At 65.6% G+C, this 16253-nt stretch carries 19 protein-coding genes; 14 read left to right on the top strand and 5 right to left on the bottom strand.

The features are described 5' to 3' along the window. Positions 1–97: 97 nt before the first annotated feature. From BDI24065_RS09475 to BDI24065_RS09460, 4 genes are all read right to left on the bottom strand, one after another. On the bottom strand, positions 98–1258 hold the full coding sequence (locus BDI24065_RS09475) for an alpha/beta fold hydrolase (RefSeq protein WP_175031010.1): 1161 nt from the start codon (positions 1256–1258) through the stop codon (positions 98–100). A gap of 96 nt (positions 1259–1354) precedes the next feature. Further along, on the bottom strand, positions 1355–2719 hold the full coding sequence (locus BDI24065_RS09470; protein WP_175031009.1) for an MFS transporter: 1365 nt from the start codon (positions 2717–2719) through the stop codon (positions 1355–1357). Positions 2720–2741: 22 nt separating this feature from the next. Continuing rightward, positions 2742–3434 (bottom strand): HAD family hydrolase, encoded by a 693-nt coding sequence (locus tag BDI24065_RS09465; protein ID WP_175031008.1) that lies wholly within the window; start codon positions 3432–3434, stop codon positions 2742–2744. A gap of 81 nt (positions 3435–3515) precedes the next feature. After that, entirely contained in the window at positions 3516–3827 is a 312-nt protein-coding gene (locus BDI24065_RS09460) for a winged helix-turn-helix transcriptional regulator (RefSeq protein ID WP_226148649.1), read from the bottom strand. A gap of 182 nt (positions 3828–4009) precedes the next feature. On the opposite strand from BDI24065_RS09460, the gene BDI24065_RS09455 reads away from it, so the two are divergent. Together BDI24065_RS09455 and BDI24065_RS09450 are read left to right on the top strand one after the other, a co-directional pair. After that, complete coding sequence (locus BDI24065_RS09455; protein ID WP_175031006.1) at positions 4010–4600, top strand: carboxymuconolactone decarboxylase family protein; 591 nt, start codon at positions 4010–4012, stop codon at positions 4598–4600. 2 nt (positions 4601–4602) lie between these two features. Beyond that, entirely contained in the window at positions 4603–4950 is a 348-nt protein-coding gene (locus BDI24065_RS09450) for a YdhR family protein (protein ID WP_175031005.1), read from the top strand. Positions 4951–5004: 54 nt separating this feature from the next. Here BDI24065_RS09450 and gcvA read toward each other — a convergent pair whose 3' ends face one another. Beyond that, positions 5005–5916 carry a transcriptional regulator GcvA gene (gene gcvA, locus BDI24065_RS09445; RefSeq protein ID WP_175031004.1) on the bottom strand — a complete coding sequence of 304 codons (912 nt, stop codon included), beginning with the start codon at positions 5914–5916 and terminating at the stop codon, positions 5005–5007. 176 nt (positions 5917–6092) lie between these two features. Here gcvA and BDI24065_RS09440 point away from each other — a divergent pair, with 176 nt between their 5' ends. The 12 genes from BDI24065_RS09440 (at position 6093) to BDI24065_RS09385 (ending at position 16207) form a co-directional block, all read left to right on the top strand. Then, entirely contained in the window at positions 6093–6866 is a 774-nt protein-coding gene (locus BDI24065_RS09440; RefSeq protein ID WP_175031003.1) for an SDR family NAD(P)-dependent oxidoreductase, read from the top strand. Positions 6867–6984: 118 nt separating this feature from the next. After that, positions 6985–7266, top strand: coding sequence for a hypothetical protein (locus BDI24065_RS09435; protein WP_175031002.1), 282 nt, complete (start codon positions 6985–6987; stop codon positions 7264–7266). A 55-nt stretch (positions 7267–7321) separates the two neighbouring features. After that, positions 7322–7666: a carboxymuconolactone decarboxylase family protein gene (locus BDI24065_RS09430; protein WP_175031001.1), complete on the top strand. Its 345-nt coding sequence runs from the start codon at positions 7322–7324 to the stop codon at positions 7664–7666. 74 nt (positions 7667–7740) lie between these two features. Next, positions 7741–8409 (top strand): cupin domain-containing protein, encoded by a 669-nt coding sequence (locus tag BDI24065_RS09425; protein ID WP_175031000.1) that lies wholly within the window; start codon positions 7741–7743, stop codon positions 8407–8409. Between the two features lie 2 nt (positions 8410–8411). Beyond that, positions 8412–9536: a flavin monoamine oxidase family protein gene (locus tag BDI24065_RS09420; protein WP_175030999.1), complete on the top strand. Its 1125-nt coding sequence runs from the start codon at positions 8412–8414 to the stop codon at positions 9534–9536. A 53-nt stretch (positions 9537–9589) separates the two neighbouring features. Then, complete coding sequence (locus BDI24065_RS09415; protein WP_175030998.1) at positions 9590–10675, top strand: alcohol dehydrogenase; 1086 nt, start codon at positions 9590–9592, stop codon at positions 10673–10675. Beyond that, positions 10672–11634, top strand: coding sequence for a dicarboxylate transporter/tellurite-resistance protein TehA (gene tehA / locus BDI24065_RS09410; RefSeq protein WP_254609715.1), 963 nt, complete (start codon positions 10672–10674; stop codon positions 11632–11634). The genes BDI24065_RS09415 and tehA overlap by 4 nt, the downstream gene beginning before the upstream one ends. Positions 11635–11842: 208 nt before the next feature. Further along, a complete protein-coding gene (locus BDI24065_RS09405) occupies positions 11843–12016 on the top strand; it encodes a hypothetical protein (protein ID WP_175030996.1) in 174 nt (57 codons plus the stop codon). After that, positions 12016–12600: a disulfide bond formation protein B gene (locus BDI24065_RS09400; RefSeq protein ID WP_175030995.1), complete on the top strand. Its 585-nt coding sequence runs from the start codon at positions 12016–12018 to the stop codon at positions 12598–12600. The genes BDI24065_RS09405 and BDI24065_RS09400 overlap by 1 nt, the downstream gene beginning before the upstream one ends. A 90-nt stretch (positions 12601–12690) precedes the next feature. Beyond that, positions 12691–13212, top strand: a complete 522-nt coding sequence (locus BDI24065_RS09395) for a carboxymuconolactone decarboxylase family protein (RefSeq protein ID WP_175031076.1) — start codon at positions 12691–12693, stop codon at positions 13210–13212. Positions 13213–13344: 132 nt separating this feature from the next. Then, the gene (locus BDI24065_RS09390; protein ID WP_175030994.1) at positions 13345–14595 is read left to right on the top strand and encodes a MalY/PatB family protein; all 1251 of its coding nucleotides are present in this window, start codon (positions 13345–13347) and stop codon (positions 14593–14595) included. Positions 14596–14773: 178 nt separating this feature from the next. Beyond that, positions 14774–16207 carry an amino acid permease gene (locus BDI24065_RS09385; protein ID WP_175030993.1) on the top strand — a complete coding sequence of 478 codons (1434 nt, stop codon included), beginning with the start codon at positions 14774–14776 and terminating at the stop codon, positions 16205–16207. The last annotated feature ends 46 nt before the right edge of the window (positions 16208–16253 follow it).

Genomic DNA, 16253 nt, shown 5'->3' with positions numbered 1-16253 from the left:
AACCGGGCGCGCTTCGCAGGGAAATGAATTTATCTTGCCGATTCCTGCATTTTTCTGATCGATCGATTTTCACCGTGCGCGAACCCCGCATGCACGCTCACTGCGCTGCCGCTCGCCTGTCCGGCGCCGTACCGGCTACGACCGGACACGACTGCGGCAATGGCTGCCCGAACAGCACGGCCAGCCCGCAAGCGGACGTGAACATGCCGAGCCCGTCGTGCCCGACGCCCGGCACTTCGACGACCTGCTGCGCGAGATCGTCCGGATGCCGCTTCTTCAGGTAATCGAAATAGGCCAGCCCGCGCGCGAGCCGGTACGGGCCTTGCGCCATGGCCGCGCACGAACGGTCGATGAAATGCGTGTACGGGTTCGTGTCGGCCTGGCCGAGCAGGTAGACGACATGGCGCGCGACGTAGCGCGTTTCGAGATCGCGCACGTCCTGCGACGCGACGTAAGGCGGCGCCGATTTCAGCCCGTATTTCCATTCCGTCGCGCTCGGACAGGTTCCGCCCGCGAGCGCCTGGCCGGCCGGCCGCTGGTCGTCGAAATACAGGTAGCTCGACGGGTTCGCGACCACGTAGCGCACCGCGATGCCGGCCCGCCCCAGCGCATCGCCTTCGTGCCCGGCCACCGCATAGCGCTGCAGCAACTGCGCGCCGGCGGAATGGCCGATCACGACCACGGTCGACAACGCGGGATACCGGCTGCGGTCGGCGAAATGCGCGAGCAATGCATCGAGTGCGGTGAACGAGCTGATCGGCCCCGGTTGACGGGCCGGGTCGCCGCCCTTCCATCCTTCCTGCGTCCATGCCAGCGTTTGCGCGGGCAGCGAGAACGCACGCGTATCGGCGCGTGTCAGGAATTGCGGCGCGACGACCATCGTGCCGTTGCCGGCCGCGCCGGCCTGCTCGACGACCTTCAGCCCCGATGCGTAGTAGGCGTCGGCATTGCGCAGCGTGCCGTGAATCACGATGAACACGCGCGTGACGTCGGGTGCCGCCTTGTCGATGGGATGGTCGGCGTAGACCGGCAACATCGCGCTGCCCTGCGGCGTGTCGACGGTCAAGCGCTGATCGGCGACGGCCTTCACCGGCGCTTCGAGACGTTCGCGCTGGGAGGGCGTGGCGGCTGCGGCTGGATGCGCGCCGCCCAGGACGCCGACGGCTGCGGCGACCGGCATCGCGACCGACAGGATTCGGACAGCCGGCAACACGCGTGAGCGCCGGAGGCTTGCAAAGGCAACGGAAACGAGTGACATGGCGACGGATCGAGTGGCGGATATGACTTTAACGGCGATGGTCGCAGAATCCGTCGCGCGCTGCCGGTCCGTTGCTCAATACGGCTCAAATGCGGCTCAGTCGGCCGGCTCGGAAACCCGCCCGGCGTCGGCCCGGGTTGTGCGCGCGTCGCCGCGCGACGCGCTCCGGCCCTCTGCCGCCGGCGGCAAGTCGCCCGCCGGCACGGCGAGCAACGGGCGCTCGGGATGCACGAACAGCCACAGCACCGCGCCACAAGCCGCTGCGGCACCGATGACGAACATCCCGCTGCCCCAACTGCCGGTGACCTTGACGACGAGCGCGAGCGCCATCGGACCCGCGACGTTCGACAGCGCACCCCACACGTTGGTCCAGCCCGACATCACGCCGGCGAACGGCCGCCCGAGATCCTGCGCGGCCGACCATACGACGACCTGCACGAACCCGACGGCCGCAAACGACAGGCTCAGCAGCGCGATGACCGCGGCCATCGCCTCCGCGCGGGACGCGGCGACCAGTGCCAGCGCGCTCACGACGAATCCCGCGATCGCGACCGGCGTACGCGCCCAGTAGATCGAGCCCGTTTTCCTCAGCAACCGGTCGCTGACGGTGCCCGCGACGAATACCGCGACGAACACGGCAACCCACGGCAGCGACGCATACATCCCCATCGCCTTCAGTGACAGTCCGCGTGCGCGCATCAGGTAGGTCGGCAGCCACGTCGTGTAGAAGCTCTGGATCAGCACGAGCAGGAAATACTGGATGCCGAAGATCCAGAAGCGCGCCAACCGCAGGCAACGCATGAGCGCACCCGACACGACCGTGTGGCCGGGCGGCTGGCCGGCCGCGATGTAGTCCGCCTCGGCCGGCGTGATGAGCGGATGCGACGCCGGCGCATCGCGGTAGCCGAACCACCAGATTGCACCGAGCAGCAGGCCGAGCGCGCCGAATCCGTAGAAGACGGCATGCCAGCCGAAATGGACGATCGTCCAGGCCGTGAGCGGCGCCGACACGATCGGGCCCAGATACAGCCCCGCGAGCAGCACCGCGTTGCCTTTCGCGCGCTCGCCGGCCGGAAACCAGCGCTTGAGCGCGACGACGCTGCTCGACCAGTCGGCCGACTGCGCGCCGCCGAGCACCAGCCGGCAACCGAACAGCCAGGCGAACGAATTGCCGAACGGCGTGACGATCATCATCAGCGACCACAGCGTGCTCGTGCCGAACAGCACGCGGCGCGACCCGAAGCGTTCGGCCGCGCGTCCGGCCGGAATCTGGCCGATCGCATAGGCCCAGAAGTAAATCGTCAGGATCATCGACATCTCGACGATCGACAGGCCGAGTTCGCCCTGGATCGTCGGCGCGGCCACGGCCATCGCCGCGCGATCGAGCGTCATCACGAAGGTCAGCGGCGCGACCAGGAACGCGACGATCTTCCAGCGCAGATGGTTCACGTGGCGCGGCATCGTGCGGCTCCCGGATCCCGTGTCAGGCGTCGTGCGAGCCGGACGCGTGGCCCGGAGCGCGCTGCATTTGCTGCACGATCGCGGCCAGTTCGCCGATATGCGTGGGGACCGCCTGCTTGCCCGCGCGCGCCCACGCGTCGAACGATGTCATGCCGCTCACCGCGCCGACGAACGGCACGCCGGCGCGCTCGGCCGCCTGTGCGTCCACCGCATGGTCGCCGACGTAGATCGCAGCGTGTGCCGGCAGATCGAGCCGCGCCAGTGCCTGCACGAGCCCCTCGGGATCCGGCTTGTGACGCTGCACGTCTTCGCCGCCGACCAGCACGTCGACGAGCGACTGCAGACCGTTACGTTCGAGAATCGCGTCGATCCGGTAGCGAAACTTGGACGACACGATCGCGACGGCGAGCCCTTGCGCCCGCAACCGGGCAAGCAGCGGCGGCACCTCGGGATAGATGCGGGTGCCGGGCACCATGATCTCGTCGGCACGCGCCACGAAATGCCGCGCGAACGCGTCGGCCCGCGCCGGCTCGGTTTCGCCCGTCAACGCGTGGTACATCTGCGGCAGTGTCAACCCGATCACCGCACCGATCTGCGCGGGTGTCGCGCCGGCTGCACCAAGCTGATGCAACGCGTATTCCGTGCATTCGATGATCGCCGCGGACGAATCCGCCAGCGTCAGATCGAAGTCGAATATGACGGCCCGAACAGGCATGAAAGGACTCCTCAAGCAAACATGGACCACGCTCGACGCATGATCTGGAATGACAGCGACGCGCGCCCGCGCGCGGATCGGTCAGCGTGACTGGCCGGATTGCTCGCGATCGGCCGCGTCCAGCCCGTCCGGATCGCGCTTCGCCCACTGTCTCGCCCACCCCAGCAACGGCTGCAGCGCCGCTTCGAGCCGCCGGCCTTCGGCCGTCATGCAGTAGCCGCCCTCGCCATGCTCGACGAGCCCCGACGCCTTGAGCTCGGCCAGCCGCGTGTTGAGCAGGCGCGCGTTCGTTTCGCAGGCTTCCTGCAGCGCGCGGAACGTGAGCGGCGCGCCGCGCAGCTCCCACAGGATGCGCAGCGCGGTGCGGCGCCCGAGCAGATCCAGCACGACCATGATGGGCCGCCCTGTCGTCGATCCGCGAACGCGTTGTCCGATTTTTGGTGTGGTCATGCTGTACTTTTTAAAGCAAACGCCAGGCCGAGTCAATCGCTTGAATCGTGTTCCGCCTCTGCTTTACTTTTTAAAGCACGACGCCTACGCTACCACGCATGCACCGTCTCATGCACGGGGTTCACATGACTCAGCGTATTGCATCCGCATCGCCGCCGTTCGCACCCGACATCGCGGCTTCGATCGACCGGATCATGCAGGGCCGTCCACCGCTGCGACTCTTCACCACGCTCGCGCGCGATCCGCGCCTGTTCACGAAATTCTTTGCCGCCGGCCTGCTGGACAAAGGCCATCTCGACATCCGGCAGCGTGAGATCGTCATCGACCGCACTACCGCGCTTTGCGGGTCCGAATACGAATGGGGCGTGCATGTCGCCGTGTTCGCCCGGGCGGCGAAGCTGACCAGCGAGCAAATCCGGTCGCTGGCTTGCGGCTCGGCCGACGACGCATGCTGGAACGATGACGACCGGTTGCTGATCCGGATGTGCGATGCGCTGCATCGGCACTGCGATATCGACGCCGGCCTGTGGCGCGCGCTGTGCCGGCATTTCAGCGACGAGGCAATGCTCGAGCTGCTGATGCTCGCCGGCTTCTATCGGACGGTGAGTTATCTCACGAATGCACTGCGCCTGCCGCTTGAAGCGCATGCGGCACGGTTTCCGGCTCGTCCGTCGGCAGGTGCGTTCGATTCCCTTGATTTGCCAACGGAGGATTGACCGTGATTACCGAACTCGTCTTCTTCAAGCTGCAACCCGACGTCGATGTCGCCACGCTGACGGAGCGCTATGAAAGCACCGCGTCGAAGTGGGCGCAAAATCCGGATCTGCTGCACAAGTGGTACTTCTATGACGCGGCAACCCACGAAGGCGGCGGCGTGTACGTGTGGCGCACGCGCGAAGCCGCCGCGCGCTGGCACGGCGACGAGTACAGGGCGACGGTCGAGCGGGTGTACGGCTTTCCGCCCGTGATACGCGTGCTCGATACGGTCGCGCATGTCGATGCGACGCAGGGGCGATACGCGTTCGTCGGCAAGCATCCGGTCCAGGTGACACAGGGCACGATGTAGCCGACGCAGTACCGGCCGGCGACACGCCCGTCGTCGGCTGCGCGCGGCGCCTCGCTACAACGCCGCCTCCTCGAGCAACCAGTCGCGAAAGGCCACGAGTTTCGCCAGGCCGGAACACTCGTCGCGATACACGATGTAATAGGCCAACGGCGACGCGTAGGTGATTTCCGGGAAGAGTCGCACCAGACGCCCGGTTGCCAGATCGTCGCGCGCCATGACGCTACGCGCGAGCGCGACGCCGTGCCCCTCGATGGCGGCCTGCAGGACCGCCGCGGAATTGTTGATCTGCATCCCGCGCCCGGTAGCGGCATCCGCCACGCCAGCCTTGCGCAGCCACGTATCCCAGGCGGGAAAGCCCGTGCGGCTATCCATCGACAGGTCGTGGATCAGGGTCTCACGGGCCAGATCGGCCGGCTTTTGCAGACGCGGACGTCCACGCAGCAGCCCGGGCGAGCACACGGGGTAGACATCTTCGTCCATGAGCTTGTCCGCGACGAGCCCCGGCCAGTTGCCCGTTCCGTAACGCACGCCGATATCGATCTGCTGGGTCACGAAATCCACCGGCTTCAGGTTGGTATCCAGGCGCACGTCCGTATCGGGCCACGCGTTCTGGAAGCGCTCGATCCGCGGCAGCAGCCACTTGGCCGCAAAGGCCGGGCTGACCGCGACGGTAAGCACCCCGTTCGTCGATCCCTCCCTGAGCCGTTCGAGCCCCACCGTCAGCCTGTCGAAGCCGGCGCGAATATCCGGCAATGCGCGCTCGGCCGCCTCGGTCGGCACGAGTCGAAGACGCCCGCTGGCACCACGATGGAACAGCGGCGCCCCCAGCCATTCTTCCAGCGAACGGACGAGCTGACCGACAGCCGCAGGCGTCACATGAAGCTCGGCCGCAGCCGCCGAAAAGCTCCGATGACGGGCACTGGCCTCGAATGCACGTAACGCATTCAGGTGAACGGGTGACTTCATGGCGGCAAAGATTTTCTTTCAATGAAGAACACTTTATCTCGTTTGCCGCCGAAAGTGAAACGGCGAAAAATTCACCCTGCACCGGCCGTTGCCCCTACTCGGTGGTGGATGGACTCGCAGTCCAATCCATCCGGGGGCGCCGTCATCAATAGCTTTTCTTCTAAACGGAATTCATCATGGGCAATCAATTCAAGGGCAAGAAGCTGCTGGTCGTCGGCGGTACCAGCGGAATGGGGCTGCAGACGGCCCGCCTGGTTCTCGCTGAAGGCGGTAGCGCGGTCATCGTGGGGCACCGGGCCGACAAGGCCGAGGCGGCGCACCAGGAGCTGGCCGCGCTGGGCCCGGTCGCGGCACTGACGACGGATCTGTCCAGCGACGACGGTCTCGCGGCGCTGCTCCAGACCCTCGACGCGCACCACCCGGACATCGACCTGCTGGTCAACGCCGCGGGCGTGTTCTTCCCCAAGCCGTTCCTCGAGCATCGCGACGCCGACTACGACCAGTACATGAAGCTGAACAAGGCGTTCTTCTTCATCACGCAGAAAGTCGCCGCCAATCTGGTCGCCGGCGACCGCCCGGGCGCGATCGTCAATATCGGCTCGATGTGGGCGAAGCAGGCGATCGCCGCGACCCCGTCGTCGGCGTACTCGATGGCGAAGGCAGGCCTGCACTCGCTGACGCAGCATCTGGCGATGGAACTGGCCCCGAAGCACATTCGCGTCAATGCGGTGTCGCCGGCCGTCGTCCAGACGCCGATCTACGAAGGCTTCATCCCGAAGGCCGACGTACACGACGCATTGCAGGGCTTCAACAGCTTCCACCCGATCGGCCGGGTCGGTACGCCGCAAGACGTTGCGGAAGTCGTCGCGTTCCTGCTGTCGGACAAGGCGAGCTGGGTCACCGGCGCGATCTGGGACGTGGACGGCGGCGTCATGGCCGGCCGCAACTGATGGATAGCGGGCAGACGCACGACCCGCTCGCCTGCCCGGTTCAGACCGGACCCTCGATCCATGATGGATCGACGGCCGGAAACCCGCTGCACCTTCCCGCTCGATGAGGAGAAACGACATGGTCTATTTGCAGATCACGCTCAGGATTGCCGACGCCAACCGGGCTGCCGCAGCCGAGATCTACCGGCGGTACAAGACGCCTTTCCTCGACACCGTCGCCGGTGCGCAATCGAAGGAACTGCTCGTGCGCAATGAAGACGTGCAAGTGCTGCACGGCTTCGACAGCACGGAGCACGCGAACGCATACCTGCAAAGCGACCTGTTCACCGCCGATGTGGTGGCCGGCCTCGCACCGCTGCTGGATGCCGCGCCCGACGTGCGCATCTACCAGGTCGCCTAGTCACACGGCCGGGCGTCATCCCGCTCCCGGCCCTTATTTATCTGGATACCTCAACATGATGAACGACTGGAACGCCTACCGTGCCGCCCTGCTGGCGCGCGTCGGCGACTATGCGAAACACAGCCCCGACGTGGTGCGCGGCCTGACGGCGATCGACGGTGCCGCCGCGAAAACGGGCCATCTGGATCCCAAGATCCACGAACTGATCGCCCTCGCCGTGGCCGTGACTACCCGCTGCGACGGCTGCATTTCCGTGCACACCCAAAAGGCCGTCGAGCACGGCGCCACGCTGGGAGAAATTTCCGAAGCGCTGGGCGTCGCGATCGCGCTGAACGCGGGGGCCGCGCTGACCTATTCGGCGCGCGTCATCGAAGCCCACGCGCAACTGTCCGGTCAGTAATTCGCATCGAGCGCGGCCGGCTGCCGATTCCCGGTCGGCCGACCGCGTGCCCATCCAGCCCAGGGACAACACCCATGCTCGTCAACGCAGATTTCTCGCGGCGCGTCGTCGTCGCGCCGCACCAGTATCGATGGGTGGCCTCCCCGCAGGCCGGCGTCGAGCGCGTGATGCTGGATCGGCTGGGTGGAGAACAAGCCCGTGCCACCAGTCTCGTCCGGTATGCGCCCGCTTCCTGCTTCCCGCCCCACCTGCACCCCGAGGGCGAAGAGATTCTCGTGCTGTCCGGCACCTTCTCGGAAGACGGCGCGCACTATCCGGCAGGCTGGTATCTGCGCAATCCGCCCGGCTCCAGCCACCGCCCATCCAGCCGCGAGGGCGCCATCCTCTTCGTCAAGCTCCGGCAGATGCGCGCCGGCGAGCGCCAGCGGGTACGCGTCGACACCAACGACCCGGCGGCCTGGCAACGGCGCGACGGCCGCGAAATCTGCCCGTTGTTCGCGAACGATGTCGAACAGGTTTGCCTGCAACGCCTCGCGCCGCGTGAAGCAATGTTTTCCGCGCCGACAGACGGCGCCGAAGTGCTCGTCCTGGCCGGAGAAATCGAGGACGACGCCCGGTTCCACGGGCATGGCAGCTGGATGCGTTTGCCGAAGGGCGAGTATCCGGAGATCGTCGCCGGGGCTCATGGAGCCACCGTCTATCTCAAGACCAGCCGCCCGGCCGGCATGACGGCGGAGGCATAGCCATGCAGACGGCACGCATCGCCATCGTCGGCGCGGGCCTGAGCGGCCTGTACGCGGCGTACCTGCTGGAGCGGCAACGCATCAGCGACTACGTGCTGCTCGAGGCACGCGATGTTCCGGGCGGCCGCATTGCTTCCGTTTCGCGGCACGCGGCCCACGGCGCAGCGACTTCGGCGGACGACATCGATCGCTTCGATCTGGGCCCGACGTGGTTCTGGCCACACCTCCAGCCCGAGCTGGACCGGCTGATCCACGATCTGGGCCTGCAGCGCTTCGAGCAATACGAAGCGGGCGACATGATGATCGAGCGCTCGCCGGACGCGCCGCCGGTACGCATGCGGGGGTACGCCAGCACGCCGGCGTCGATGCGCGTGGCGGGCGGAATGAGCGCGCTGACCGATGCGCTGCGCGACCGCCTGCACGCACCCCGCCTCGTCACCCGTCAAATCGTGCGGCGCATCCGCATCGTCGACGCCCATGTGGAACTGGAAAGCGAAAGCGCCGCCGATGGTGTCACGACCTGGCGCGTCGAACACGTGCTGCTGGCCGTTCCGCCACGATTGGCGGAGCAGCACATCGCGTTCTTCCCGCCATTGCCCGCGGCACTGGCCCGGCAATGGCGCGACACGAGCACCTGGATGGCGCCGCACGCCAAGTACGTCGCCGTCTACAACGCACCGTTCTGGCGCGAACAGGGGCTGTCGGGCGAGGTTCGAAGCGCACGCGGGCCACTGGGCGAGATCCACGACGCGTCCATGCCGGGCGGCAGCGCGGCATTGTTCGGCTTCTTCGGCATCCCCGCACACGTCCGCAAAAACGTGCGTGACGACGTGCTGCGCGCGCATTGCCGCGCACAGCTGGTACGCGTGTTCGGTGCGAAGGCTGCGGCGCCCGAAGCCGAGGTCATCAAGGATTGGGCGCAAGACGCCTTCACGGCCACCGCCGCCGATCTCGACGACAACGGCCAGCACACGCGAGCCCCCGACGCCACCGCGCTGTCCGGCCCGTGGCATCGGCGCCTGACCGGCATCGCGAGCGAATGGTCACGACAGTTTCCGGGCTATGTCGCCGGCGCCATCGAAGCGGCGCACGCAGGTGTGCGGGCCTTGCCTGATTCGGGCGAATGACGACGCGTCGCTTCGGCACATCAGGTTCCATTCACGACTCTGGAGAAACCCTCATGAAAAGTCATTACCGGGCCATGCAGGTAACCCGCCCCGGCGTTCTCGAACTGGTGGCGCGCAAGACGCCCACGCCGTCAGCCGGCGAAGTGCTGATTGCGGTCGAAGCTTGCGGGATATGCGGCGCGGACGCCTCCGACATCGAACGCGCCGATCCGGCCTTGCAACCCCCACGCGTTCCGGGTCACGAGATCGTGGGACGAATCGCCGCGCTCGGTGCCGGTGTACCGTCGCGCTGGACGATCGGGCAGCGCGTCGGCGTGGGCCGTCTTGGCGGCTACTGCAACGAATGCGTTCAATGTCGCCAGGGACACTTCCAGCTGTGCCGCAACCAGCCGGTCGTCGGCGCAACCTGCGACGGCGGTTACGCCGAGATGATGCTCGCACGCGGCACGGCGCTCGTCTCGATTCCGGATGAACTCGGCGCGGCGGAAGCCGCCCCGCTGCTTTGCGCAGGGATCGCGACCTTCAACGCGCTCAAGAAGTGCGGCGCCGAAGCGGGCGATGTCGTGGCCATTCTCGGCGTCGGCGGCCTCGGGCACATGGCGTTGCAGTATGCGCGCCACATGGGATTCAAGGTCGTCGCCATCGGCCGGCGCGGCGAGGTCGCCGCGGATGCGCTGGCGCTGGGCGCACACGTCTACATCGATACCAGCCAGGAGCATGCCGCCACCCGACTGCAAAGCATGGGCGGCGCGCGCGCCATCCTGTCCACCATCGGCAATGCCGACGCGGTATCCGGTTTGCTGGACGGCCTGGCCCCTGCGGGCCGGCTCGTCGTGCTCGGCGTGACCAGGGACCCGCTGTCCGTGTCGTCCGGCCAGTTGGTCGTCGGCGAGCGGACGGTACAGGGATCGATTACCGGCTCGCCGTACGAGAGCGAAAAAGCGCTTGATTTCAGTGTGCTCGCCGGGATCCGCCCGATGATGGAAGTCATGCCGCTGGAGCAGGCCAACGAAGCCTATCGAAGAATGAAATCGGGCGACGTCAGATTCCGCATGGTGCTCACGATGAACCACGAGCCTTCGGATGACACAAGCGATGGCCCGCTGCGGGAACCGGCATGGCACACCCAGGACAGGTGACGATTCCGGCGTCGCATTTCGGCATGGTGCTGGGCCTGGCCGGCCTCGGGCAGGCCTGGCGCGCCGCCGCGCGACTATGGGCACTGCCGCCGTTTGTGGGCGAAACGATTCTGGCGGTGGCGGGATTGACCTGGGCCGTCCTGATCGCCGGCTACGCGTGGCAAGCCATGCGTCGCTTCGAGCAGGTGCAGGCCGAATGCCTGCATCCCGTTCAGGGCGGCACACCGGCGCTGGTGTCCGCAGCCACTTCGCTCGTTGCGATGGCGGTCCAGCCGTATTCGATCACCATCGCGTGGGTGCTATGCGTCGTCAGCATCGTGTGGCACCTGGGATTCAGCCTGTGGCACACGGGCACGCTCTGGCAAGGCGGGCGTGATTCACAGGACACGTTGCCGACCGTGTATCTGCCGACCGTCGCAGGCAACTTTACCAGCGCAGCCGTACTCGGCTCGCTGGGTCACCCGGACTGGGGATGGCTGTTTCTGGGTGCCGGCCTGTTCTCGTGGGTGGCGCTCGAGTCGCTGGTCATACAGCGGCTGTGGCACCCGACGACGGTGCCGGCATCGCAACGCCCGTTGATCGGCATCCAGCTCGCACCGCCGACCGTGTGCGCGATGGCCTGGCTGACCCTGTCTCCCGACAGCGCAGACCACTGGATTCTCATGTTGTGGGGCTACGGCCTCTTTCAGTTGCTGCTTGGCCTGCGGCTCGCCGCGTGGCTGCGTGCGCAACCGTTCGTCCCTGCGTACTGGGCCTATACGTTCGGCGTCGACGCCGCATCGGTGACCAGCCTGAAACTGGCGCACGCGGGGGTTGGATCGGCCCGGGCATTGGCCCTGCCCGTATTCGTCAGCGCCAATCTGTTGATCGGATATCTCGTCATCCGGACGGCCAGCCTCTTCATCGGGAAGCTTGCGTCACGGCACGTGCGTGTGTCGCCCCCAAGCGCGCACGACTGACCCCGCTGCGGATTCCGAATGCTCGCGCCGCGCCGTGCGCCCTTGACCCGTTGACGGCGCATCGACGGATCGCATGCGCGTCGCATTTTTTGTGCTTGTCCATTCATCGATACAGGTTGACCACCGATCGACATACAACAAGACCGCCCGGCGATAAATTGCCTGTTCGATTATTCCGTTGGTTTTCCTGGAAAAGGAGAAGTCCAGAATGTTCATCGGCTTTATTCCGGTGCTGTTCGCGTTCGCCGCGGCACTGGCATCGCTACGCAACGTGGCCGCCGCCCGGCTCCTGTGGTCGACGAGCGCATTGCTTGTCGTCATCTGGACCGTTCATCACGGCAGCCATCACATGAAGGATCTGATGACGCTGGGGTCGTGGTAATGAAGCTCGAACCACGGCACCTCGAAGGACTCGATACCGCCGCGCTGCTCGGCATCGCCATCACGCTGCTCGCCGCTTTCTACTTCCAGCTGGCAATGGGCGAACTCCCGTGCGCGTTCTGCAACCTGATCCGGGTCGGCTTCATGATCCTCGGCAGCGGGCTGCTGCTGAATCTGCGTTTCGGCACCCAGGCCTGGAACTACCTGCTCAGTGCCTTCGGCGCACTGATCGGCAGCCTGATCAGCCTCCTGTTCATGTTCGCCAAGGCGCCCGCCTATACGGTCCCGACGGGCTCGGCGATTCTCGGCCTGCACATGTACACGTGGACTTACATGATCTTCACGGCCTCGATCGTCTATTGCGTGCTGATGCTGTGCCTGCATGCGCAGGCCCGCACGACATCGGCCGCGGAACCGTCGCCGCGTCCGCACCCGGCCATTCGCTCGTTCGCCATCGTGCTGTTCATCACGCTGGTGGGCGCCAATCTCGTCTCGGCCTTCCTGCAGAACGGCTTCCACTCGTTCAAGGCGGGCGGACAAAAGCACTACGAGATGCTCTACGACGGCGACGTCATGAAACCCTGACAGCCGTCGGGGCCAGGCGCCCGTGCCGCGTGACGGCCGGGCGCCGCCTCTCGCGACGGTACCGCAACGAAATTTCCACTGGAGGTGAAGATGTCGAAAACAAGAGTCGTCCCCTGGCAGGACGGAGAACCGGCCCCCGAAGCCTTGCTTGCCGCGATGCGCGCGCGTCGTCCGGGCGGCGAACTGATCGGCATCGACCGCATCCTGCTCAGGAGCGAGCCGCTGGCGACGGGATGGAACGAACTGCTGCGCCGGGTGCGCGCCGATTTCAGCCTGCCGCTCGTGTACCGTGAACTGATCATGCTGCGTGTGGCCGTGCTCAACGGTGCGGATTTCGAATGGGACGTTCACTACCCGGCGTATCTGGCGGCAGGCGGCACGCGCGCGCAGAGCGAAGCGTTGAAGGCCGCCGGGATAGACAGCCGGCTGTTCAGCGACGCGGAACGCGCGCTGATTCGTCTGACCGATCAATCGACCCGGCAGGTGCGCGTCGATGCCGATGTGATCGCCGAACTGAAGTCGCATTTCGGCGAGGAGCAGACGGTCGAGGCTGTCGCCACAGCGGCCGCCTACAACATGGTCTCGCGCTTTCTCGTGGCACTGGGGATCTGACGCCTGACGCGAACCGGCATCCATGAGCCGGGCTCACTGCTCCATGAGGAGATACCATTGTTGCTCAATATTTCGCGCTGCTACTCTATTCGCCATACGTGGTCACGCCACCGGCGTGCCGTTTTATCGTGAATGGAAGGGAACGTGAAGTCTCATTCTGAATTTCCTGCCGGCGGCGGCGCGGCAGACACGACCGCCTCGATCTTCGACGAAGTCATCGACCGCAGATCATCGAACTCGCTGAAATGGGCGTTCGGCGCCACGCTGCTGTCCCCCGACGAGCATGCTGCCGATCCGTTGCCGATGTGGGTCGCCGACATGGATTTCCGCGCGCCGCGCGCTGTCATCGATGCGCTGCACGACGCGGTCGAATACGGCGTTTTCGGTTATTCGTGCGGCGCGACCGCAAGCTATGTCAAGGCCGTCGTCGACTGGCAGGCACGTCGCTTCGGCTGGGAAGTCGATCGCTCCTGGGTGATGCAGGCGAGCGGCATCATTACCGCGTTGAAGACGGCGATCCAGGCCTTCTCGTCGCCCGGCGATACGGTCCTGATTCAGCCCCCCGTGTATGCGCACTTCCACGACGATGTCCTGCTGAACGGGCGGCACCTCGTGTTCGCCCCGCTCGAGCGGGCCGGCACCGCCTATCGTTTCGACGCGCGCGCATTCGAAGCGGCGATACGCGACAACACGCGGCTCTTCATCCTCAGCAACCCGCACAATCCGACCGGCAATGTGTGGACCGAGGGCGAGCTGAGGACGATGGGCGAAATTTGCGCACGTCATGGCGTGATCGTCGTCTCCGACGAGATCCACCAGGATCTGATCCTCAATCCGGCCAAAAAGCACGTCCCGTTCGCATCGCTCGGCGGACCGTTCGCCCGCAACAGCATCACCTGCACCGCGCCGAGCAAGACCTTCAACCTGCCCGGACTGCAGAGCGCGAACCTGTTCGTGCCGGACCCGCGCCTGCGCGACCAGCTACGGCGACAGTTCGACCGGAACATGTACCAGTCGGTCAACACGCTCGGCATGGTGGCTGCCGAAGCCGCCTATACCCACGGCGAGTCGTGGCTCGACGCGCTGCTGATCTACCTGCGCGGCAATCACGCCCACTTTCGCGACGCGATCCACGGCATCACGTCGCGCATCGAGGTCTTGCCGGCCGATTCGCTCTATCTCGCCTGGATGGATTGCCGCGGGCTCGGCATGGACCCCGACGTACTCAATCGCTTCATGCTGACCCAGGCGCGACTCTGGCTCGACAAGGGGCAGAAATTCGGCATCGAAGGGCACGGCTACCTGCGCGCGAACCTCGGGTGCCCGCGCATCCTGATCGACGAGGCCGTCGAGCGCCTGAGCCAGGCACTGGCCGCACTCTGACTTCAGCCACGCGAGCCGGCGCGACGCTGAACTAGCGCCCGCTTCGCCCACGGTCACCAGACGCACCACCAGGATGTCGATTGTCCGGACCGATCACGTCCATTAATCAGGAATACAGATAAAAATCCGGATTTCCCATGCAACTGCAAAGACAGATGAAGACACTCTCGGAGGCGACATGACACAGACCCCTCAAACCACGACTTACGAACAGGAAGACCTGAAGCGCGACCTGTCGAACCGGCACGTCCAGATGATCGCGATCGGCGGCGCGATCGGCACCGGGCTTTTCTACGGCTCGTCCTGGGCCATCCGCACGGCCGGCCCGGCCATCCTGCTCGTCTATGTGCTCGCCGCCATCGCGATCTACTTCGTGATGCGCGCACTGGGCGAGATGGCGGTCGAGGAGCCGGTATCCGGTTCCTACGTCTCATACTCGAACCGCTACATTCACCGCTTCGTCGGCTTCCTGAACGGCTGGAATGCGTTCATCTTCCTGCTGGCCACCAGCGCGGCCGACCTGAACGCGCTCGGCAACTACGTGCACTTCTGGTTCCCCGCCATCCCGATCTGGGTGACGGCGGGCACGGCCGTGTCGATCATGTTCTGCGTCAACGTCATCGGCGTGAAGTTCTATGGCGAGGCCGAGTTCTGGTTTGCGCTCGTCAAGGTCGCGGCAATCGTCGCACTGATCGTGTTCGGCGCCGGCATGATCGTGTTCGGCATCGGCAACCACGGCGTGCCGATCGGTTATCACAACCTCGTTGCGAACGGCGGATTCTTCGCCAAAGGCGTGGGCGGCACCTTTCTCGCGATCGTGATGGTGGCCTTCTCGTTCGGCGGCGTCGAAAATCTCGGCCTCGCAGCCGGCGAAGCGAAGGATGTCCGCACGACCATGCCGAAGGCGATCAACGCGACGTTCTGGCGCCTGCTGATTTTCTATGTCGGCGCGATCGCAGTGCTGCTGATGGTGTTCCCGTGGACCTCGCTGACCACCAAGGGCAGCCCGTTCGTCGAGGTATTCACGAAGATCGGCATTCCCGCCGCGGCCGGCATCATGAACCTCGTCGTGATCATGGCGGTGCTCTCGGCCGTGAACGCGAGCGTGTTCACCAACAGCCGCACGTTCTACAACCTTTCGCTGCAGAAGAACGCGCCGGCGTTCCTCGGCGTCGTCAACAACCGCAAGGTGCCGTATCGCGCGATCCTGATGGTGTTCGCGACGATGTTTGCGGGCGTGCTGCTCAACTACGTGATGCCGGAACAGGCATTCGAGCTGTTCTCGTCGGTCACCGTGTTCGCGCTCGTCTGTGCATGGGGTTCGATCGTCATCAGCCACCTGCGCTTTCGCAAGATCCGGATCGCGAACGGCGAAGCGGACAAGCTCACCTACAAGATGCCGTTTTATCCGTACAGCAACTACATTGCGCTCTGCTTCGTCGCCGCGGTGATGGCCTGTATCGCAATCCTGCCGGACATGCGGATGTCGCTGGTGGTGTCGGCGGTCTGGGTCGCGTTCGTGTATGGCGTGTATCGCTTCTATATCCGGAACGAAGCCACGCGCACCGCTGCCGCGTGCGAATCGTGCGATCCGAAGGATCTTCCGGCGTAAGCGTCCGCATCATCGATCGGATCCCCCGGGATCCGATCGGCCCCGA

The sequence above is a fragment of the Burkholderia lata genome (assembly GCF_902499025.1).
GTDB lineage: Bacteria > Pseudomonadota > Gammaproteobacteria > Burkholderiales > Burkholderiaceae > Burkholderia > Burkholderia lata_C.
Note: the sequence above shows the minus strand (reverse complement) of the source record. Positions and strands in the feature narration are given on the sequence as shown.